18 protein-coding genes are annotated in these 21301 nt (G+C 63.0%); 7 read left to right on the plus strand and 11 right to left on the minus strand.

What is annotated here, in order from left to right; genetic code table 11:
• Positions 1-208: 208 nt before the first annotated feature.
• Positions 209-769: a hypothetical protein gene (locus ACIQJT_RS35070; RefSeq protein WP_402649794.1), complete on the plus strand. Its 561-nt coding sequence runs from the start codon at positions 209-211 to the stop codon at positions 767-769.
• Positions 770-867: 98 nt separating this feature from the next.
• Here the strand turns inward: ACIQJT_RS35070 and ACIQJT_RS35075 are convergent, their stop codons facing one another.
• The 10 genes from ACIQJT_RS35075 to ACIQJT_RS35120 all read right to left on the minus strand — a co-directional run bounded on the left by ACIQJT_RS35075 (position 868) and on the right by ACIQJT_RS35120 (position 11135).
• Positions 868-1143 carry a hypothetical protein gene (locus ACIQJT_RS35075; RefSeq protein WP_402649795.1) on the minus strand — a complete coding sequence of 92 codons (276 nt, stop codon included), beginning with the start codon at positions 1141-1143 and terminating at the stop codon, positions 868-870.
• A 467-nt stretch (positions 1144-1610) separates the two neighbouring features.
• Positions 1611-2711: an amidinotransferase gene (locus ACIQJT_RS35080; protein ID WP_402649796.1), complete on the minus strand. Its 1101-nt coding sequence runs from the start codon at positions 2709-2711 to the stop codon at positions 1611-1613.
• 233 nt (positions 2712-2944) lie between these two features.
• The gene (locus tag ACIQJT_RS35085) at positions 2945-4114 is read right to left on the minus strand and encodes an argininosuccinate synthase-related protein (RefSeq protein WP_402649797.1); all 1170 of its coding nucleotides are present in this window, start codon (positions 4112-4114) and stop codon (positions 2945-2947) included.
• 3 nt (positions 4115-4117) lie between these two features.
• On the minus strand, positions 4118-5116 hold the full coding sequence (locus ACIQJT_RS35090; RefSeq protein ID WP_402649798.1) for an acetyl-CoA carboxylase biotin carboxylase subunit family protein: 999 nt from the start codon (positions 5114-5116) through the stop codon (positions 4118-4120).
• 883 nt (positions 5117-5999) lie between these two features.
• Positions 6000-6950 carry a DUF2797 domain-containing protein gene (locus ACIQJT_RS35095; RefSeq protein ID WP_402649799.1) on the minus strand — a complete coding sequence of 317 codons (951 nt, stop codon included), beginning with the start codon at positions 6948-6950 and terminating at the stop codon, positions 6000-6002.
• The gene (locus ACIQJT_RS35100) at positions 6947-7612 is read right to left on the minus strand and encodes a dTMP kinase (RefSeq protein ID WP_402649800.1); all 666 of its coding nucleotides are present in this window, start codon (positions 7610-7612) and stop codon (positions 6947-6949) included. The genes ACIQJT_RS35095 and ACIQJT_RS35100 overlap by 4 nt, the downstream gene beginning before the upstream one ends.
• A gap of 75 nt (positions 7613-7687) precedes the next feature.
• Entirely contained in the window at positions 7688-8374 is a 687-nt protein-coding gene (locus ACIQJT_RS35105; protein ID WP_402649801.1) for an HIT domain-containing protein, read from the minus strand.
• Positions 8375-8422: 48 nt separating this feature from the next.
• Positions 8423-9067, minus strand: a complete 645-nt coding sequence (locus tag ACIQJT_RS35110) for a dTMP kinase (RefSeq protein ID WP_402649802.1) — start codon at positions 9065-9067, stop codon at positions 8423-8425.
• Between the two features lie 135 nt (positions 9068-9202).
• On the minus strand, positions 9203-10459 hold the full coding sequence (locus tag ACIQJT_RS35115) for an MFS transporter (protein ID WP_402649803.1): 1257 nt from the start codon (positions 10457-10459) through the stop codon (positions 9203-9205).
• The gene (locus ACIQJT_RS35120) at positions 10443-11135 is read right to left on the minus strand and encodes a YqcI/YcgG family protein (protein ID WP_402649804.1); all 693 of its coding nucleotides are present in this window, start codon (positions 11133-11135) and stop codon (positions 10443-10445) included. The genes ACIQJT_RS35115 and ACIQJT_RS35120 overlap by 17 nt, the downstream gene beginning before the upstream one ends.
• Positions 11136-12107: 972 nt before the next feature.
• Between ACIQJT_RS35120 and ACIQJT_RS35125 the strand changes: the two genes are divergently transcribed.
• From ACIQJT_RS35125 to ACIQJT_RS35135, 3 genes are all read left to right on the plus strand, one after another.
• Positions 12108-13073 (plus strand): hypothetical protein, encoded by a 966-nt coding sequence (locus ACIQJT_RS35125; protein ID WP_402649805.1) that lies wholly within the window; start codon positions 12108-12110, stop codon positions 13071-13073.
• Positions 13074-13192: 119 nt separating this feature from the next.
• Positions 13193-14362: a radical SAM protein gene (locus ACIQJT_RS35130; protein WP_402649806.1), complete on the plus strand. Its 1170-nt coding sequence runs from the start codon at positions 13193-13195 to the stop codon at positions 14360-14362.
• A gap of 9 nt (positions 14363-14371) precedes the next feature.
• Positions 14372-16408 carry a B12-binding domain-containing radical SAM protein gene (locus ACIQJT_RS35135; protein WP_402649807.1) on the plus strand — a complete coding sequence of 679 codons (2037 nt, stop codon included), beginning with the start codon at positions 14372-14374 and terminating at the stop codon, positions 16406-16408.
• Positions 16409-16626: 218 nt separating this feature from the next.
• On the opposite strand, the gene ACIQJT_RS35140 is transcribed toward ACIQJT_RS35135, so the two are convergent.
• Complete coding sequence (locus ACIQJT_RS35140) at positions 16627-17820, minus strand: ATP-grasp domain-containing protein (RefSeq protein WP_402649808.1); 1194 nt, start codon at positions 17818-17820, stop codon at positions 16627-16629.
• 289 nt (positions 17821-18109) lie between these two features.
• Here ACIQJT_RS35140 and ACIQJT_RS35145 point away from each other — a divergent pair, with 289 nt between their 5' ends.
• The 3 genes from ACIQJT_RS35145 (at position 18110) to ACIQJT_RS35155 (ending at position 21239) form a co-directional block, all read left to right on the plus strand.
• Positions 18110-18547 (plus strand): NUDIX domain-containing protein, encoded by a 438-nt coding sequence (locus ACIQJT_RS35145; protein WP_402649915.1) that lies wholly within the window; start codon positions 18110-18112, stop codon positions 18545-18547.
• 888 nt (positions 18548-19435) lie between these two features.
• Positions 19436-19930 (plus strand): hypothetical protein, encoded by a 495-nt coding sequence (locus tag ACIQJT_RS35150; RefSeq protein ID WP_402649809.1) that lies wholly within the window; start codon positions 19436-19438, stop codon positions 19928-19930.
• Positions 19878-21239 (plus strand): hypothetical protein, encoded by a 1362-nt coding sequence (locus ACIQJT_RS35155; protein ID WP_402649810.1) that lies wholly within the window; start codon positions 19878-19880, stop codon positions 21237-21239. The genes ACIQJT_RS35150 and ACIQJT_RS35155 overlap by 53 nt, the downstream gene beginning before the upstream one ends.
• Positions 21240-21301: the final 62 nt, after the last annotated feature.

Here is a 21301-nt window from a genome sequence, read left to right on the forward strand (position 1 = left end):
CCGCGGGTGCGACGGACCCATCCGCCTGCTCCTGACCCGCGAACGCGGTGGCCGGGTATGGCGCCTCGTCGACGCCTGCGGCGCGTGCGCCGCCGCAACCGACCAGGCCGCCGTCGTCCCCGACACCGTTCTTGTCGGCTCCCTCCACCCGACTTCCACACGGCCGCGCCGCCCCCGGCTCACGAGAGGGCCGGGCGAGCGCGTGCGCGTGGGCGAAATCCTCAGATACCTTGCCGCGGCCCTGCCCTCGGAAGTGTCCGCTGAAGCGAGGCTCCTCGCCCTGCAGTGCGCGCTGCGCATGAACGCACAGATGAGGGTCACCCTCCCTGCAGGCGTGCCGCACAGCCTTCGCGTCGGCGCATCACAAGCCTGCCGCGAGCTGGAGCAGGCGCGGTGGCTGGGTCTCGATGACGCGCCCGGAGCGGCCGGAACTGCCGCGCAACTGCTCGATACCGCACTGCTCGCCCAGCCACCCGCCCGTCCTGACCGAAGACGCGCCGCCGACTGGGCGCTGCGCACTGGGTGCCCGGCACGGATCGGGGTGGCAGAGCCAGGGATGCAGCTCCTCGGCACCTCCCTCATCGCCCACAGCGATCCGTCCTCAGGAGACGGGCTGCGCGAAAGCGACCGTGTCCTACGTGACTGCGGCATGCCCGAGCACGAACTCGCCCGCGTTATGGACCGTTTGGCGGACAGCGGCGTTCTGGAGAGGTGGCAGATCTGCGCGCACTCAGGCGACGTGCACTGGACTCTCACAAGGAGCCGGTGAACTTGCGCTCGAACCAGGTGCAGCTCCGGGCCGGACACAGGAAGATGCTGGCGGTCAGGACCCTTCGGATGCACGCGATGCCGTGGGTGGCGAGTGGGTCAAGGCGGCCAGCCGCTCGACGAATACGGCGCGCTTGTCTGCTTGTTCGACGATGCGTCCTCGGACATGAAGACGACTTCGTCGGCGGCCGCGCGGGCGAAGTCCATTTCGTCGATGACGACGATTATGGCCATGCCAGTGGCGGCAAGGTCTTCCATGACGGTGACGACCTGGCCCACGAGTTCGCGGTCGCGGGTTGAGGTCGGCTCGTCGAACAGCATGAGTTTGGGCTGCATCGTCTGCACCCCCGCCATCGCCGTCCGGCCTGTCGTCATCGATCCGGCTGCTCGCTGCTTCCTGCTGGTGCTCGCCGGGCACCAAGGCACCGAGTGCTGGTCAGTGCCGGACGCACCTGTGCGGGCGGGCGAGCCTTACCGTCGGGCCGCGGTGCGTTACCTGCGACGGCAGGCTGGTCTGCCAGCCGTGCGGATCACGCCCGTTGTCGGGGCCCTTCGGCCTGTCGGCGGTCGCAGACAGGCCGAATACCTGGTCCTGGCGAGACCGGCCAACCAGGCCTGGCCACCGAACGTGCGTGCCCTGATGGGGGACGGAGCCCGTTGGTGGATCTGAAGGCAGACTGCCGCGGAGAAGGACATCCAGACCGTCATCGAACGCATCCTCACGGACTCGGTCCACGCCCACTGAGCACTCAGAAGGATGGCGCGAGCCAGCTACCGGAGGGCGAAGCGCGTGATCATTTACACCACCTCGCGGGATGTGACCCTCATTAGCTACTTCTAGGTCACAGGTAGGACTGGAGGGAGCCACGGCGGCGGACGTCGAGCGTGGCACAGTGGAAGGAGCCGCCGAAACTGTTGAAGTGCCGGAAGTTGCAAGGGATCGGCGTGAAGCCGAAGTTCCTCAGGGCCTTGATCATGGGCTCGTCCTGGCGCTCGACGATGACACGCTCCTCATCCAGCATGAGGATGTTCATGTTGAGCCATTTGCTGGTCATGTAGAGCGGGTGAGAGTCGGGTATGACGGGGGCGGGGGCACGCAGTACGTCCCAACGCTTGAACAGCTCCGGCACCTCTGTCACTCGCTCAGGGTGGATGAGCAGTTTCCCTGGGGCCAGCGGCACCAGAGTGGCGTCGATGTGCATGGGGTGCGGATCGTTGAACTCCAGGACATGGATGTTGAACTGGTCCCCCAGATGCCGCTGCAGCCACTCGATACCGAAGTCGTTGGTGACGTTGCTGCGCTGGGCGATGATGTCTCGCCCCAGGCGAGTGAAGTCCGCGGCATCGAACGTCGGCTCGAACTCGGTTACGACTAGACGCGTCGGGCCGTCCTCACCTGGGTCGGCCCAATCCAGATCGAACTGCTGGTCCGTGAGCTCAGGCTTGGGGCCGGCACTCCACCTGGCACCCGCGCGAAAGTATTCTTTAAGTAGTGGCCTGTAGGCCAGAGACTCGTAGTAGCGCGACCGCCAGGCCATTGGGCACTCAATGATCTCATTGCCGACCACCAGCAGAGCATCACGTGGCATGGCCGCGTATAGGCCGGTGCTAGTCCAGTTGAGTGTGCTGTACGTCTGGTTGTGCGGGATCGGCTCGGGGCGGCGTACTGTTACGCCCTCGCCCTCCAGGATCCGGACGAACTCGTCGAGTTCCATGCGCGCCGCCTCTACGAGGTGGGGTGGGAACGGGCGACCCGCCTGCTGACGGAAGGTCTCATGCTGATTCAATGGCAGGACCGGTGGTAGGGACATGTGCCAAGTGGGAAAACTGGCCCCATCGACGATGCCAACGATGACCTCCTCCAAGGGATCCCACTCGGTATAGGAACTCACGGGGCTGGTTCGCTCGGCCTGGATCACCCGATTCAGGTCATTGAGTGTCAAGGTTCTAACTCCTTGCAATTGGGTCTGCTCCAAGACGGCGCAGACCCAATTGCCTGCACCGCATCACAAGATAAGTAAGCCCTCGCAGACGGCAAGCCTTCGCCGTGACTTCGAGCCGACTGCTTCTCCGGGGAATTCTAAGAAAGGCGCACAAGACGGTTAGTCGCGGATAGCCATCTTGACTGAGTAGATTTCATCTACGATCTCTCAATTTCGAGAAACATTCTTCTGCGTCATCCTTCGCTCTCTATGGAAGTGCGTTCCCAGGCCTCGCGATTCTGGACGTAGAGCGGGTTATCGGCGGTAATAGAGACAGTTTCCGCCCTACCGTAAGAAAGGTTCCATCGTACAGATCCAGTCACTTTCGACGCGAATACGTCGATAAAGGACTGACATGCGTGGCGCAGGGCTCCGAACCAGCGCCCTTCGAGGGCCTCGCGCACCCACAATTGTTCAAGGTGCATCTTTTCGCGCATCTCCTCGGCCCCCGTCACGGCCGACTCGATATGGCGATAGGAGCGCAAGAGGATCGCTGCAGCTGGCATTTCTCGCACTTCGAGCACCTTGACATCATCGGCAAGGTGTTCCAAGCCGCTGTACCGACCGATACCGTAGCGTCCTACGTCGGTATTGAGGGTGGCGATAACCCCCGACAGGGGCAGATCGACGCCGTTGACCGAAACGGGAACTCCGGCCTTGAAACCGATGTCGAGCATCCGAGGCCCAGAGGGCTCGTCGGCCCGGGTCCAGCGGTAGAGTGAGGTCGGGACTACATGGTGTTCCGGGTTGTCGATTATGCCAGACTCAAATTCACGGCACCAGAGATTATTATCGCCGCTGACGATTCTGCGGCTCATCTCATCCAGTCCTACTACTGATAGCTCCTTTATCTTCTGATCCCGATCTACAGGGGTGAGGTCATAGGGACTTCCGTACTGCCCCTCGAATCCCAGGTAATGAAACGCTCCGTTGAGCCGACGCAAAGTGTTCTGAGAGCGATTCGCCGTATGCAGTACCGCGGCGGCATCAACTTCCCGGGCGACATCAAGGACTACTTGTGCAATCAGGGGGCGGCTCAGCGACGAGCTGATGGGGTGGGTGTCGAGATACACAGCCTGAGCCGCAATCGCGGGACGGACGAAGGATTCCACAAAATCTGAGCGTGCATCAATTAGATGCCAGGCGACGCCCAGTCGGTCGGCGATGGACGCGACCTCGGGCCAGGCCTCCTCTCCACCAAGGTCCACACTTACGGCATGGATGTTGCGGGCGCCGCTGTGTCTGAGCCGGTGGAGCAGATACGTGCTGTCCAGTCCGCCACTGAACAGTGTCACCACCGGCTGATCCACCAGGCGGAGGTCTGCGATGTCACGGAAGGACCGGACCAGTTGACGCCGCGTCATGAATCAGTCCCCTTCCTCACGACGATCTGGTGTAGTTCCCTGGTATTGCCGCCGCAGGCGGGAGACGTTGTCTTCCAGCGTCTGCGTGTCGGATGCGCTCATGATGTATACGTCTCGGAAATCGGTGGAATGACGTACTCCGCCCTTGCCGTCGCCTGCTCCCGAGTGGTGGGAATGCTCCACTACCCCGTATGTGTCGAAGAAGCTCGCATCGACGCCAGGCCCGTCGTGCCGTCCTGGATAGAAGGCAGCAAAGCCGCAGACCCTCTCATTCCCTCCCGGATCACGAGGCGGGAGTTCCACTTTCAGACCTGCCTGAAGACGTAGGGATATTTCAGCAATATTGATACCGTGCTGAGCTTCGATGACCGCGGGGATACCCCCGCCGGCGGGCCTCCCGGCGACCTCACAGAACACCAGCGTGTCGTCTGGGGTATGGAAGAGCTCGAGGTGGGTCACACCGTCCCGCATGCCCAGCGCCTTCAGGACTTCCTCGTTGAGTGAGACGATGCGTTCTCGCAACTGCCCTTCGGTTACCAAGGCTGTGCCGAAAAATCCCCCCTCTTCGTAAGCAGCCGGATTGGCAAGATACCGCCCCACGCTTTCGAATCGCACCTTTCCGTCCTGCATGACCGCGTCACAGTGATAGATGTCACCATCGATGAAGTCTTCGATCTCGTAGTGGTCGTTCTGCAGATCTAGGCCCGAGCATGCCTTACGCGCGGCGTCAAGCGTATCAACGACCTGTACTCCATTCGCCCCGAGCCCCAGACGGCTTTTGATGACTTTCCTACCGGAATTCCAGTCAATCTTGTCCAAAACCTCATAGCTGTCGAGGTTCGAGAACTCTGGGACCGGGGCTGCATGGACGCTGCGTACGCGTTCCTTCATCGACGTCTTGTCGCGGAAGAGTGTCGCGGTTTCCACATCCATACCGACGAGCCCATACTGAGAACGCAGCTCTGCCGCGAGCAACACCACATTCTCGTGAAGGGCCAGCACCCTAGTAATTGGGTAGCGCCGCAGGGCCCATTCACACGCCGTCCTCAACTGAGCAGGATCACGCACATCGCATATCGCGGTGCGTGGGAACTGGTGCGACACAAAGTTGGTGAGCCCATATGGGCTAGTAACGAGGTGGACGGTGGCTTCCTTGATGGGTACCAGAAGACGTCCTCGCCTGCTTAGCGCAGTGTGCGGGTGATAACCAATGAGCAGGACCTCTGGCGTCACGACTTCTCCTCGCGGGACGATGCAAATGGGATCGCCGTTCCGCAAGCACGGTGGGCGGGACGGCTCCGGCAGCGATACAGAAATGTGGCGGGGCCTGGCAGCTGCCCCCAGGCAGGCAGTTGACCGCTCAGATCTTCGTGTGCCCTGGGCGTGCTCGGGGTCTGGTCAAGGTGCCGCCCAAGGCCAGACCGTCCGATGCCGGGCTGCTGCGTCGGATCACCCAGCAGGTCTGCGTGAGTAATCCGCTGAGGGCTCCGGGCATCGCGTCGGAGCCGAGGAACTTGAAGCGTCGGCTGGCACAGGGCTCGGGCACACCTCTGCGGCCACCGTCGCCGGGTTCGCCGCCCCGAAATCCACTTTCGCGCTCGCAGTACCGCTCTTCGGTACGCTCGCCGGGTAGGCAGACCGGGTCCGAACTCCGCACGTTGCAGCGGGTTGTCGATTCGCCTGCGGTCGTCGAGCTGGCATGTGTCCATCGGCGGCTGCTCATATGCTCGTTGTTCGTCTCCACCGCTCGCAAACATGACCTCGCCCCCCGCGATGCTTGTCCCACTTGCTCGTGCCCGCTCAACCTCTGAGTAGTTGCTGGGCGGAGGTCGGCGCGTGTTGTCAGAACTGGCCCCGTCTCAGCCAGGGAAGGACACGCGGTCGGTTAGAACAGCGCGCTCTGCACTGCGGAGCCTGGGGAGGAGAATTCGCCTGCAACGAGGCGCATACCCTTGAGTTTTCCGAGGTCTACCAGGTAACGCAGGGGGGCCTCTGACTCCTCCGTCCGAACAAGAGCAGTCTGACCACAGCATCCCTCGACATACAGTCCGTGCTCGCCCGACAGGACATCGTGCTCGTAGACAGGCCACCCGCCTGGCGGCGCGGTCACGATGGCCCGCGTCTCGTCTGGCGGTTCCCATGCCGTACGCAGGCCACTCAGCCCGCTTGACGTACGCGCAAGACGCTCGACGAGTGACACAACGGAGCGAAGCAGCTCATTGTGGCGTTCTTGCAGTTGCTGCGCCGGCAGAGGCGCAGCCAAAGCGGCCAGCTTTGCCGACCTGCTCTTGGTCTGTGCCACTGCGCAATCGCGGGTGATCGCGTCCTCCACGTTGCGCGCGATGCGTCCGTCGGCTGTGCGTGCGACGTACGTGGCTACTAGGGCTCCCTGTTCGTCCAGACGGGACTTCTGCCTTTGGTTGGCTGCTGTGCCAACCTTGCTGGTCCCGTCCGCGAAGGTGGCGATGTATACCCAGTGCGGCTGCTGCATATAGCGAACGAGGGAGTCCGGGGCGTGGCCCCCGGTATGGAAATGATGGGCGAATCGGAAGTCATCCTGGCTAGCACACTGTGCGCACTGACCACCCTTGTCGGCTGCCCCATGAGTTGGGCAGGGCACGTGTACCGTGTCCGTCTGCTCTGAGAAGGCGTATCGGCCGGTGCAGTAGCGCAGCGGGGAGGGGACGCGGAAGCCAAGAAACTGACCCACCAGCGGGACATGGCTGGGGGCATTGGCCGACGCCTCAACCACATCAAGGCACGGTACGCCGCTGCGCCAACCGACCCCTAGGCACAGATAGGAACCTCCGAGCCGCCACGCCGAAGACGCTGTCATTGTTGTCGCTCGCTTCCTGCGTAGGTGGTGTCCCGGACATGATGCGTCATCGACGCAATGTGCTGCCGAGCGCTGGCCAGCAGCGAGCTGACCAGCTCGGTGGCCCAGGCCTGGGCGTCGTTGTGCGGCAGCGTGCCGGGAACGACGACGCATTCGTGATTTCGTCCCCAGTCGAGGTAGCTCTGCCTCACCTGCTCAAGGTAGTCGGCGCCCATAGTTTCGAAGCGGTTGGTGTCGGACTGAGTGGCAAGCCGCTCAGCAGCTACTAAGCCTGGGACGTCCACCACGACTGTGCGGTCGATGGCGACAGAGGCTGACAGGACCGACTCCAGTGCGCTCAGAAGCAGCGAGTCTGTGCCAGCGACAGTCCCATACGCCACCACGGCTCCAGCCCATCGTTCGAGGACGACGAGGTCCTCAGCGGCAGGGTCGATCGCGTCTGCGGCATGGAGACGTGCGCTCGCGAAGGCCAGGGCTTCCGCCTCAGGGTTGAGATCCCCGGTCTCCATGATGGCCGTGCGCACATCTCGTCCGAAGGCAGTGCTCTGTACCGGTTCCGCCTTCACCGCCGTCCGGCCACCGGCTGCTAGCCAGCTGTCCATGAGGATTTGCGCCAGGGACGTCTTCCCCGAACCGTTGATGCCTTCCAGGCATATGATCACGAAGCTTGTTCCCTGCGTTGAGTTGGTGGATGCCAGCCGGCCGGTCGGGGCGTCGTGTGTTCTTCGGTCGGGGATCTACAACCCCGTCTCGATCATGTTGCGCAGTCGTTGGGTGTGCGGGTAAACGAGCCAATCGTGCTCCCCCGGTTCCCCGTCCAGCCAGCGCACAAGAGCCTTACGGAAGAACGCCGAAGGTGCGTTGTTGGCCTTGGCGATCATTGATCCGTTGGCGCTATCCAGGGCGAGGTAAGACCGGCTGGACTCACGCACCATGGTGGCGGCGGCGTCGATCCAATCGTCACAGGTTTCCAGGTCAACACTGTCAGAGACCGTCGCGATGAAGTCCTGGACGGGCCTTTCCGTGGCCACGACGTGAACGTGAGAATGATCGTGACAGGAACCGCCCTTATCGCGGAAGTTGAAGCTGCCGTGCTCGAAGAGCACGACGTCCTGTCCCGTGCGCCGGGCCATGCGCTCCATGACTTCACGACTCACGGTTCGCAGTTCGGCGCGCTCCTGTTCACTCAGCCAGCCGGAGGACAGCGTGTGCCGGCGAGGAACAATCAGCACATACCAGTCGGTCAGCGCACCGATGCATGGAATGACGACGAAGTTCTCGCTGCTGTGGAGCACGTAGTCATCAGAGGTCTTAGCCACACCCAGGTCGTAGAAGGGGCTCTCGACACCGGAAACCTCGTTGCAAAAGGTGCAGATATCTTCGTACGTGGGGCACCCCGGCTCCACTTCCATTGCTTCGATCATGACACCCATAATCCCTTTCTCGTGTGCGTAGTTGCTGTCATGGAAGGCCTAGTCAGGAAGCCGGCCCTCCACCAGACGCACAACCTCCGAGGCCACCTCGTCGGCAGTGGCCTCGCCGGGAGTGATGACATCCCAGTGATAGTGGTCGGCCATGAGCAGTAGATTGTCCCTGACGATGGCCTGAAACGTCTCAAAGGTGCTGTCTGCACTAGCCAGCAGGCCACGCTCTGCATCAGAGAACTCACGTCGACCAGCTGCCGCCTCCGGCGATACGTCCAGCATGACGACCAGGTCCGGTTGAGGGAGAGGTGCTAGCATCTGCAGCAACTCGTCGAGCTTGAACTCGCCGTTGCTGGCCATCCTCGCCACCAGCTTATTGATCCAGTTGTCCATGACGGCAATGCGCCGCACGCCAAGTTCGGCACTCAACGCGTAGTGTGTCGCTGCGAAGTAGGACGCATTTAGAAATACCCAGTGAAGACTGCCCACGGCGTTGAGCCGGGCATCATGCGGAACGCCCCAGAGACGCTCAGCCAATGCCTGAAGCTGCTCTCGTGCGAAAGGTTCACGAACCGCGGTGTTGCGCTTGCTTGTTGAGACAACCGAGTGCCCATGCTCAGTCAGCTGTTGAGCCACAAGAGCTGCTGTCGTGGTCTTTCCTGCACCATCAATGCCTTCGAGAGCAATAATCACGCGACACCTGTCCGTTGCGCTAGATCGGCCGGTCGTTCGAGCCTGAACCAACAGTCATGATGCCCGACCCCCGACGGACGGGCAAGGAAGGATCTCCCCAACCCACCTGCTGATGACCGCACTTGAGCGACCCTTCTACAGGCTGACCTCAGTCGGCCCAGCCTTCACCTGGTTGGACGAATCGCCAGCACGTCGTGCAAACCACGTCCAAACAACAACAGAGACAAATGCGGCGCCAATACCCGGAATCCAGAAGAGCTCCCGGCCGAGTCCATCCGCCCAGGCATACACCACGCCGGACAATGGAACGGCTCCCAGGATGAACATGCGGATCACCGCATTGACTCGGCCGGCCACCTCAAGAGGAATCATCTCCTGGCGATAGGTGATAGAAGCGACATTGCTTCCACCAAGACAGAAGGAAACGCCAATGAAGCCGATTACCTCAGTTACCGTGCGAGGGATAGCCGTAATAAGCAGAGAGATCAAAGCCAGCGCGAGGAAGAACATGATCCGCCGCTCGGCAGACCGTTGCGGCAGTATGTGAGGGCCGACACGACTACCAATACCACCAGCGAAGAGCCCGATGGCAACAAGGACGGATACGAGGAACGTGTCCAGCCCCTGAGAGGCGAATAGTGTCACCAGGGCAGTCTCAAGCGCCCCATACGCGAGGTTAGCCACAGACATCGTCACAACAAGCCAAAGGATTTGAGGCCTGATCAACCAGGAGAATCCTACAGACATGCTTCGCTTGGGACTTGCATGTGTAGAATCCTGTCGCATTTTCGGGAGGAGCAGTGCCGCCACGCCCGCAGCGCCGTATATTACGGCAACAGTTGCCGTGGCAGCGCGTGGGCTCATCGCAGAGAATGCGACGCCACCGAGTAGAAGCCCTGCGACCTTGGAGAACTCGATTGCCGATGTCAACTTTGCGATCGCCACGGAGCGTTCCGCCGGGGCGATGAGGCGGGGAATCAAGACGAATTGGCCGGTGATAGTGGAGACGACACCGCCAAACCCTGAGACAAGAAGCAAGACGGAAAGTACCCACGGGCTGGAGAGGAACGCAGCCGCAAGCACCATGCAGACGGCTTGCTCAACCTGAGCACCGACGAACATCGTGCGTTTGTCAAACCGGTCAATAAGGCTTCCGAGGAACGGCGCAGCGACGTACGCGACTCCACGCAGCGCAAAGACCAGGAGACTCGTCGCCACCGAATCCGTCTCGTCCAGTACGGCAAGCGGAACCACGATACCCAGTTGCCAGTACGCGATCTTCGACAGGACGGAGGTCGTGGTGATGATTGTGAGCGAGCTCGGCTGCCAACGTTTCCCGCTCTGATTCATCTGGGGTTCGGCCGTGGCATTCTCATTAGCGGTCACTGCCACCCCCTGAAACATTCAGCGGCTGGTCGTCGTCCCCGAGAAAGAAATGAAGCGCGTCGTGATTATCGGGGTCATGGTGGTCACCCAGACTCGGATGTGGACCCACTTTATCGTAGGACTCGAGCCGTCGGCGGATTTCGCCCCGTGCGCGCGAGCTCTTGAAGGAGGGATGATCGAAGGAAGAGCGCGCCTGTACCACCAGCGTGAAACACGGACCCACGTTGCGGCTACGCCTTCTTCGGTGTCGAGGCGAGCTGAAATTAATGAATAGCTCGGTGTGGTCGAGCCACAGCCTCCAATCCGGGTCTCCCGGGCTCGGTAGGCCCTCGGCGTTTCCGTCCGCGACATTCTGCTGCATGGCGGATCGCACGATGTTGCGAGCCAGTTTTAAGTCATCCTCAAGGGTGACGTGTTCTGACTGTGGAACAAATAGGACGCCGACGGCGTCGGGAGTTTCTCGGAAACGGGAACACAATTCTTTCAGCAGCTGCACTATGGATTCGATATCCTCTTCTTGAACTAGGCCGAAGAAAATCTCCTGCCGCACAAAAGGAGATGAAGAGAATATGCACGGGAATTCAGGATTGTTGACAATCGAACTGAAGTCGTGAACGAGCTTGTATAGGGTGCCCGGTGCCGGCGGATCTGTGTCGCGGAGCTGACTGAGGCTGTACAGCACGCTCCCCCCCCTGAATTCAGTCTGGCAAGCTGCGATGTGACCGATCCGCGCATTTCCAAAGCGGGTCGTATGCGTGCGGTGTGATGGCGACAGGGACTCAGCCCTCAGGGGGCTCCTATTCATCACGCCACCGAATACCCAACCAGCCGACCCTGTGCGCGTCAAGGTTCTCCTGCCTCCTCACAGGACACCGAGGGCGTTGTCCCGGTTGCCGACAACTTGATCGCTTTGTCGGTCTTTTCCGTACAGTGCACCAAAGCTCCAGATAGGTGAACATTACACTTTGTAGCATTTCTTGGGTCCCGTGACCTGATTCGATATCTCGGACGCGACAGTAGCGATGAACCGCGGGCGATCGGATGGAGAACTCCTTGCGACGGCTACGGCACCATGCTTCAATGCCGAAGTCGAACGTTTGAGAGAGTCAGGTGCACCTCCCTAGAAGCTGGAGGCCGGTCGACCGGAGCGGGCGATGGCATAGGCTCAATCTCATTGACAATGATCGCCTTGGTTGTACGCTCCATCTGAAGCTATTTTTTACTTTCTTTGCAGCGCATCCAAGCACGCAGTGTCTGGTGGAGTGCTGAGCAGTCGATTGCTCCTCACCGACGCGCCTTAACAGGCACTCGCGAAGTTTGCAAGAAGCTTAATGGTGAGCCTTCGGGGGTCTTTTTTTTGTCCAGTCATGTCCGAGTGTCGGATTCCACCGCCAGTGACGGCGCGACAGTCCGTCATCTTGTTCTCGGAAGCATCGAGCACCAGTTCTCTACGCGCGTCCCCTCGACCCTTCCCCTCATCGTTGCGGAGTTACCTGGCGAATTGGCCCCGGTTTACGCAAGCGCCCGCCTGGCGAGAGAGGACTGCGTTGCGTCGCGTCTGATCGTTGCCCCCGAGCATGGCGGGGAAGTCGTTGAACTGGCTGGACCTCTGAATGTGTGGCAGGGACTTGGCCAGGCCCCCGAGGTCACCAAAGTGCTGTCGCAGACCGCAGGTGTGGACGCGGGTAGCACCAGTCGAGTTGCACCTCTGCTCCTCCTCCGTGCCGTCGCATCTAGCTCCAGCGAGCAGCACCTCGAGGTGCTGACATGCACGCGGATGCGAGAGATCGGCCTCGTCTTCACGCGGGTGGGTTCACTGGCGCTGCCCGCACAGACCCCTGTCCTGGAGAAGGCACGAGAGGCACTTGCGCTCGCTCGCCCTTGGAACGAGCGGATCGCCGGCGAGGCGAATCAGTACTTCAACTTCGAGCCGGAGACAGAAGTCGAGGCGAAGATCACGGTCGAGTCGCTTCAGACGCCCTGGGACCTCGCCAGCCACCTCGCCGCCGTAGTATCCCGTGGTGACCTGCGGGGGTTCATTCCAGACGTAGGCACGGAATTTCAACGCTGGCAGCACCACCAGGACACGTTCGAGATCACTGGGCCGGCAAACGAGGTTGGGTACTTCGCGTTTCTACCCAAACCAGAGGGATCCTTCCTGCTCAAGCACAAGACCTTCGCCCATGACGCCCTGCGGCGAAGGGAGGTCTTCAAGTTTGACGTCACGCTGCCGGAAGGCACGGACTTTGAGGGCTACTTGAAGGAGACCTTTCCCCGGCTCACGGTTAGGCGCCTGCCCCACTTGGTGCGGACACGCTTCGACGTCAACGTCGAATCAACGCAGACCGGCCACTTCTACGGCATCGAGGTGGACGAGGTCGTTGTCGAGGGCTACCCGCAGACGCTGCGACAGGTTGAGATCGAGTACCACCACTCACGCCGGCATGAGGGCCTGTCGCGTGACTCCATAGAGCCGGAACTCCTCGGCCTGGAGAAGGCCGTGCGCAGCGAGCTCGACGCCCTCGGAGTCACCTGTCATTCCGGGTTCTACTCCAAGCTCTCCTTCCTCAAAGACACGATCGCCTCCCGCCCTGCCTGCCAGGAAACCCCAGCGGTCTGATCACATCAGGGTTTCCGCCGGATGTGTCGTGTCCCTTTGCGGTCATGCACTCGCGATTACCAGCATTCCTGGACTGCGCGCAGTCCCCTTCCGCCACGAGCAATCGAAGGGTTCCACTGATGTCCCAGAACGCATGGATCAAGCTTGCACTCCTGGCCAACGGCATATCGCTCGCACCGGAGTTCATCACGTGGTTCGGCGGCACCGACGGCTACGTCCGGCGCCGCAACTTCTACAACAGCCCGAACTGGGGTCCCACCGACGCACCTGCACCACCACAGGAACTTCGGCTGAGCGGTGAGCGGTCCGTCACCGTAGCTGTCAATGACTACGGCCAGACGCGCTGGCAGCTGACCTGGTCGGAGGAGACAGGCCCCGTCGTCGTCTCAGACCTGCTGCCCGAAGGCCAGCCCGTCGAGTTGGTCACCGACCTGAGCACCCTGCACTCCGATGCCGAGATCGCACGGGTGAGCAACCTCTACGGCGGCAGCGCGCTGGCCTTCTTCTCACCCCGTGCGTGTTACTTCTTCGCCGAAGGGACAGGGTGCCGGTTCTGTTCCCTGGACGGAACTGCCCGCGAGAACGGAGAGTTCGCCGGGCGTCTGACTTACGACGAAGTACGCAACGCGGTGGCCACCGTCATCGCTGGAGACCGCAAGGCGATCAACCAAGTGATGATCGTCGGCGGCAACGAGCGTGACCTTGACCGTGGCTTCCGTAATCAACTCAAGCTGGTCCACGCGGCCTCGGACGCGCTTGTAGAGGCCGGCCTAACCGACCAGGTGTCTGTGCACCTCGTGGCCATGCCCCCGCGGGACCTGGACATTATTGACGCCCTGGGGGAGATTCCCAATGTCCACGCCGGTTTCGACCTCGAGGCGTGGGATCCGGAGCGGTTCGCCGCGATCGCACCCGGCAAGCACGCGGACTACGGGCAGAAGTCCATCCTGACCGCACTGGAGCGCCTGCGGGACGTCGTCGGCCCCTACCGCGCCCACTCGATCCTGATTGCCGGCCTCGAACCGGCCAAGTCCACGCTCGCCGGAGCGCAAAAACTGGCTGCCGAAGGCATCTCGCCCATCATCAACGCGTACCACAGTGACCGGCATTCGGCGCTGGGCTTGAGTATCCGCCCCACCTACCGGCACCTCGCGGAGGTCGCCTCCGGCCTGCAGGAGTTGCACGACGCTTTCCCAATCCAGCCGTACTGGAAGGGCTGCGGGCGCAACGCCATGGATTTCGAAGCATCGCACGGGATGTTTCGCGGCGCCGTTCCCCAGTACAGCTGAGAGGTCTGCATGTCGAACAGTATCGTGCAGGAGATCCTGACCCCGTTCTCCCGGCGCACCGCTCCGTGGGAAGATGTTCAGACCGCTCTCCAGGACGCCTTGGTGAGCCGCCCGGTCTACCTGGGTGGTGACGGACTGCGCCCCTACGCCTGCTGGACTGATGGCGCGAGCGTCCATATTCATGGCGTCCAGCCAGCTTCCCTTCCCGAACCGCCGCTTGTGCAGGAAATCCTCCGCGGCGACCACGGTCTCCCCGTCCGCACCCAGGAGGAGGCGGGCAGGTACTCGGTGCGCCTGCCTCTCAGCACATCATTGGCTGACCGCCTCGACGTCCCTCGCTTGCTGCTGGTCGGGCTCGGGGACGCAGAGCGGTATCGCGGCGCCCGCCTGCCCTTGGGCATCGCCCGGCTGAGCCAGTGGCTGCGCTTCACCCACTGCGCGAGGGTGACCGTCGTCGACTACAACATGGTGGACGAGCCCCTGCGACACGTCGAAGACCTGCTCGACCGGGAGCAATTCGACATCGTTGGCGTGTCGGTCAACTTCGGCCAGTGGCATATGTTGGAAGACCTGGCTCAGCTGGTGAACAAGCACCAGCCCCGCCTGGTGGCACTGGGGAACATCCTTGCGGCGTTCTCCCCCAATCGGGCTGCCTCCCTCTTCGACGCAGCCCGCGACGGAGCGGCGTTCGTCGCCACGAGCCTGGGCGAACGCCCGCTGGAACGGCTATGCCGGGAGTTCCGTAATCCCTCAGCATGGCCGGGCATCGAGGGCCTTATCCGGCCCGGCGAGGCACCCGCACCGCTGACCAGTGTCCCCCAGCGCGTGGAACCGCCGGAGCTGGTGTATCCCGACGACTCCCTCGTGCTGGAGATCGCTGCACGCGGCGGGCAGATCGCGCTCGAGACCTCCTTCGGCTGCCAGTACGGAGCCTGCACCTTCTGCCCGCGTGATCACCGGGGGGACGGCTGGGAGAGAGGACACGACGCCACCGTGGTGGCCACCCTGGAACGTGTGGCACCCCTCGGGGCAGTGCTGTCGGTAGTGGACGAAGAGTTCTTCGGCACAGAAGGGCTCATCGATCCTCCTACGGAACGACTGCCGGCCGCGACCATTCTCGCCGCCTGTCGCCGACTGGGGGTGTCGTACGAGATTTACACCCGCCTGGAGCAGATCTTTGACCGGCGCCGATCGCGGGAGTGGAACCTCGCACGCGCCCAGCTGCTCGCTAGAGAGGCGCAGCACATGCGGCGGATCTTCGTCGGCGTGGAGTCCGGCAGTCCCAGTCAGCTTCGTCGCTACGGGAAGGGACAGACCGTCGTCCAGACCGAGGACGCACTGCGTATCGGTAGCTCACTGGGCATACCGATGGAATTCGGCTTCATCACCTTCGACCCCCTTCTCACACCGCAGGAACTAGCTGAGAACCTCGCCTTCCTCGCACGCCGCGACGTGATGACCGCGCCCGTTACGGGCGGCACGGCAGCCCAACTAGCCGCAGTCACTGACTACTTGGACCAGCGCCACGTCGTCCCCTCCGGAGTACCGCTCTTCCAACACGTGGCCTACATGGCCACCGAGCTAGAGGTCCTGGCCCACAGCCGCTACGCGGACAGTCTGCGGCGCAGACATCCCGACCTACTCGATGGCGCCTACGACCCAAGCTTCGCGCGATACGGCGTGCACTACCGCGACCCACGGATCGGCGAGCTGGCGGGATGGTGCCGTGTATGGACCGAGGGTATGTTCACCCCTGTCTACGAGGCACGCATGACGGCACGTGCCTCAGAAGACCCCTCCTCCGCCGAGGTGGCGGTTGACCTCGTGGCTCGATATCGCACGGCAACCTTCTCCTTGCTGGCCAGTATGACCGCGCAGCTTTTGCCCGAACTCAAGGAACCGCTCGGCCCGTTGTTTGACGAGTACGCGATGCCGTCCTGCGAAAACCCTCGCGAGTGGCTCGACCATCTGGCACAACAGACGCTCCCGGAACAACCCCCAGTCGCTTTCGATCTAGAACTGCGCGACCAGCGGCGGCAACGCTAGGGATGGTTCCTCAGGGCAGCAACGCGAGGTACAAGTCAGATGGCCAGCAACCATAGCTGATGCGATGACCATGCTGGGAATCGCCCAGGTAGGAACATTTGGACCGGGCTTTTCATCGACATCGGAGTGGGGGACCAAACCGGGTGTGCCCCGGGCAGCCAAAGGAGAGCTTGGTCCGGTGCGGGCAGCCCGCACCGGACCAAGTCGTTACCAAGCCGTCAGTTCTCGCGGGTCGTCACAGTAATCTTCCGGGCCAGCTCGTCCGCGCGGGCCTTCGCCGTTTCAGGTGTCGCGCCAGTGGCCGTCGCGCAGCCCACCCGCTCACGGGAACAGGACAGTTCACGGACAGTATCACCGGGTGTGACGAAAACAGTGACAGACTCATGCACGTTTCCTTCCGCCTTCGCCGGTACGGAGGGCGCGTCCACGGACACGACGCGCCCTGGCTGGGCGGTGGCGAAAGCAGCGGCGGCGGCCGCTGCCGTGGGCTGTGAGCGGCAGTCAGCTTCGCGGAGCCCGAGTGGCCAGCCCAGGCTCCAGCGCTTGAGGTTGACGCCGGTCACGGCATGCACCAGATCCGGGATACTGCCGCCCGCGACACGGTTGTGCGACTCGATGATTTTCACCTTGCCAGCGGAAATCCTGAATTCCGTGTGCGCCGGGCCGTCTGTCAGGCCCATAGCGCGCAGGAATTCGGAAATAGCCACCTCAATCTTGGCAGCATCCCCAGGGCCGAGTGTGCCGGCTGGCACCACATGCCCGAGTTCAACGAAGTTATCTGTCGCATGCTTCTCCACTACAGCGAGGAGTGCGTGCTTGCCGTCGATGCTGAACGACTCGGCACTGTACTCAGGGCCGTCGATGTACTCCTCCATGATCACGGAGGCCAAGCAGCCGACGCCTTCCAGGTCCTCCGGTCTGGTGAAGTGCCTGATTTCTGTGCTGCCGGTTCCGTCCTTAGGTTTCACGATGACGTCGCAGTCCCAGGATCGCATGATGGCAGCTGCCTCCACCCCGCTGGCAGGCTCGGCGAAACGGACCGTGGCGGAGGGAAGTTTCTCCTGCATGTGCGCGCGCATCAGAGTCTTGTCACGTAGGCGGCTCACTACAGCCGGGGGGACTCCTGGCAGTCCCAGATGCTCGGCTGCAATCGCGGCGGGCAGTAGCCCCCTTTCCGTCACCGACACCACTGCGTCAGGCCGCAATGGGCGCAGAACGAAATCAACGAAATCAATGAACCGGCCATCGGTAAAATCTACGGAGTAGAGGTTTGAGCGGGTGTCTACGAGCTTTTCAACCGGCGACCCGGGCTGTTGGACGAAAACGGTCCTGCAGCCGATTTCACGCGCGACGCGTGCAATGTTGACGCTAGCCCCTATGACGACAAGGCGGGATTCTGATATGGATTCCACGGAACGCAATCGAAGTACCTGCCCATCCATTTTAGAAGATGCGCAACCTTAACGTCTGCCATACCTAAAACTCAACACTCCTACTGCGGGCAATCCATCCGTAATCGGTACAACGTGTCCATCATTGGAAGGTCGCACCTGGGTGGTGTGCTGTGCTCTTCCATCAGGTCATCACCGTCGAAGGAGCCTATGATGCGCTCGCGGTTCACACTTTGGAGGGGCGTACGTGGCGAAGCAACAGCACCCGGTCGGCCAGAGACCGAGCACTTGTGGTACTGCCGCCACCCCACTGCTCGCTGCAGCTGTGATCGTGCACGACACCGCAGCACATCGCGTCGTTCTGCTGCAGCGCGGTCACGAGTCCCCTTTCGGGCAGGGAATGTGGGACCTACCCTCCGGAAAGAGCGAGCCGGGCGAGCCCGTGACCGCGACTGCTGTGCGGGAACTCTACGAGGAGACAGGTCTTCTGGTGGACCCGTCCGCTCTGCGTGTCGCTCACATCATTCATAGCGCATGGGGGGTGGCCGCCTCACAGGGCTACCTGACCGTTGTGTTCGCGGTGCACGAGTGGTCAGGGACGCTGGAGAATCGCGAACCCGGTAAGCACCGCCAAGTGTGCTGGGTTGATGCTGCAGCCGTCCCCAGAGCTTTCGTGCCCACCAATGCACAGGCTCTACACAGCCACCTTGTGGGCGGAGACCTCATGACGCTCGATGGCTGGAGCTGACCGACTCAGGTGCCGCTGGAAGGACCGGTGCAGAAAGGGAACCCGCGGCCCGGGCGCGCACCCCTCAAGCACTCGTACCAGATACCCGCGCGCCGTTAGCGGCCCCAGCAGGTGGTAGACGGTCGACAGCGAACACGACACACGCCGTACGAGGTACAGCCGTCGCTTCCCCAGGTTCGTCCAGGCGGGCCCGGCTCAGCAGAGAGGGCCCGAGCGATGACCGCTGATACGTTGAATTTGGGCATTTCCGGGGCGCGGGAGTGCGGAGATGCCACGTCGATCTGCGTCGGTTCGACGTGGTCAGGGCGTCACATGGGGCGGGGATGGCTGAAGCGAACTCGTTGGGCTATCGGCTGGTGCAGCGGAATGTGCGGCCCCCGCGTGCCATGAGTCTGGTGTATTCGGGCGGGGACTGGCGGGCGGACGTGCTGCGGATGGTGGAGGGTTATGCGCGCACGTGGGGTGGTGACGGCCACGGTCTGATCGCTTGTTCGCCTACGTGGGAGGTCGCGGAGCCGTTTTGGCGGCTCGCGGAGGCTTTCGACACGGATCACTGGGCGGTGTTTGTCCGGACCGGGCAGGGCCTGCAGAGGTCGGACCCTCAGGCGTACGAGGCGCAGCTCGCCTCGATCGTTGAGCGATGGGCTCGGGAGAACGACGTTGACCAGGACCAGGCCCGGCGGATGCTCGAGCCTCAGCTCCTGTCGGCCGGGGGCGCGGGGAGGGTGGCGCCGCAGGAGCTGGGGGACCGTATCCGAAGGCACATGGCTCCGCTGGCGTCGGCGCAGGTGGCGGTAACAGCCGAGTTCCGGGCGGACGAGGCGCCGCCGCACCGGCTGGTGGACATGTGCGGACGGACGTTTCAGCCCGAGCGCATCCGGCCTCGACGTGGACGGGCTGCCGCCGGCGGTGCAGCTGCTCGTTGCCGCGCGCACCAGCCTGGTGGCGCCGGGGCATCTGGCGCGGCTGCGGGAGCGCGGCGAGGTGGACCACGTCACCGTCCCGGTGGACCGGGAGGACTTGGCCCAGGTGCTGCGGTTCGCGTGGACGGGCCGGACCGAGACCGGCGTCGGCTACACCGAGCAGGAGTTCCTGGACGACATGCCGCTGGCGCAGTCCCGGCTGGGCTGCTCCTGGTTCACCACGTTCGACGCGGACGCGGACAGTGAGCCGTTGGTGGTCATATGCGGGGACAGCGCCGAGGACTTCTGCTACTCCTACACCCGCCAGCGTGTGGTGGGGGATGCGCACTGGCTGCCGCGGCCCGGACACCGAAGAACTCAGCCGGGAGGTGTACACCGAGTTGATGCGGCTCCTGTACGATCTTGCGGTGCCGCCGGTCTCCGCCCGTCCCGTCCTGCTGTCGTCGCTCACCCTCGATAAGGACCAGCTGCAGGAAGTCCGTGACCAGCTGCTGGCCACCCCGTGGGGGCAGATGGCCACCTCCGGCTCCCCGGGCCGTTTGGGCGTGCGTGTCTGTGCCCCGGCGGATCTCCCGGTGCGCCGCCGTCTCCACCCGCTCGACAAGGCCCACGTCGGCGACACCTTGCACGAGCCGTTCCTGGGAACCGACCAGGCACGAAACGTCGAGATCCCGCTGCCCAGCGAGGCGGCCGGGGTCCAGCCGGACTCCTGCCGGTGGCAGGTCGACGTCCTGGACCCCAAAGCCGTCCTTCCCGCCCGGTGGGCCCTTAACGACGTGATCACCGCCGACGGCACCTCGTGGGGAGTCCGCTCCAGCACATCCGGGATCAGCATCGACTCCCACGGCCGGATCTTCACCGTCACCGGGACCTCCCTGACCCAACTGCTGGTCCAAGTACGGCTGCGGTTCCCGACAGCCCGTCAGGTGTTCAGCACCCTCCTCGCGGGGGCGGGCGTCACCCTGGAGGAGTCCGACAAGGGCCGCTACACCCGACGCATGATCGAACTGTGGGGAGACTTCGCAGCCCTGGCCGCCGATCTCAAGGAGGGTCCTGCCGCGAACCTGCTGTCCGGGTGGATCTCCGCCGGGAAAGAGCCCGGGCGTGTCTACCAGGGCCGCAAGTACCTCACGCTCGCCGACGTCCGCACGATGACCGGCGGGAGCGAGGAAAGTGCCCGGCAGTTGCTGGATGGCTACCTGCAACGGTCCATCGCGACCCGGGGCCTGCTGTTGACCTGCGGGCAGTGTGTCGGCACGGCCTTCTACCGGCTGGAAGACATCGGAGCGCATTTCCGCTGCCAGCGCTGCCGGCAGCACACCCCGATCGTCCGATCGGCCTGGAAGGGACAAGAGCTGGAGCCGCAGTGGTACTACGGCCTCGACGAGGTCGCCTACCAGGGCCTGCGCTCGAACATCCAGGTGCCGATCCTCGCTCTCGCGGCGCTCGCGGAGCCGGCGCACTCCTTCCAGCACATGCCCGAGGCGGTCGTACGCCGGGATGGCTACCCGGACCATGAGGTCGACCTCTGGGCCGTCGTCGACGGCCCGATCGTCATCGGCGAAGCCAAGATCAGCGATCGCCTCGAGCCGACGAAACACGCCGAAGCGCGGCGTTGCGCCGCCCTTAAGGGCCTGATCGACGAGCTCAGCGCGGACGAGTTCGTCATGGCCACCACCGGCCCCGCGTGGGACCGGCGGACCGAGACCCTGGTGAACGAGAAGATTGCGCCGGCAGCGAAGGTCACCTGGCTCACCAACCTGCGCTGATACCCAGCGCCGGTGCAGCACCATGTCGCGCTCCGCGCCTCCGGGACGCCGCGCTCCAGCGC

Origin of the sequence: Streptomyces sp. NPDC091972 (genome assembly GCF_044756385.1) — a bacterium.
In the GTDB taxonomy this organism is placed as follows: Bacteria; Actinomycetota; Actinomycetes; order Streptomycetales; family Streptomycetaceae; genus Streptomyces.

Coding starts and splice junctions, on each gene's coding strand:
- ACIQJT_RS35075 (WP_402649795.1), bottom strand. CDS start 1,143: ATGACGACAGGCCGGACGGCGATGGCGGGGGTGCAGACGATGCAGCCC.
- ACIQJT_RS35085 (WP_402649797.1), bottom strand. CDS start 4,114: ATGACGCGGCGTCAACTGGTCCGGTCCTTCCGTGACATCGCAGACCTC.
- ACIQJT_RS35095 (WP_402649799.1), bottom strand. CDS start 6,950: ATGACAGCGTCTTCGGCGTGGCGGCTCGGAGGTTCCTATCTGTGCCTA.
- ACIQJT_RS35105 (WP_402649801.1), bottom strand. CDS start 8,374: ATGATCGAAGCAATGGAAGTGGAGCCGGGGTGCCCCACGTACGAAGAT.
- ACIQJT_RS35130 (WP_402649806.1), top strand. CDS start 13,193: ATGTCCCAGAACGCATGGATCAAGCTTGCACTCCTGGCCAACGGCATA.
- ACIQJT_RS35135 (WP_402649807.1), top strand. CDS start 14,372: ATGTCGAACAGTATCGTGCAGGAGATCCTGACCCCGTTCTCCCGGCGC.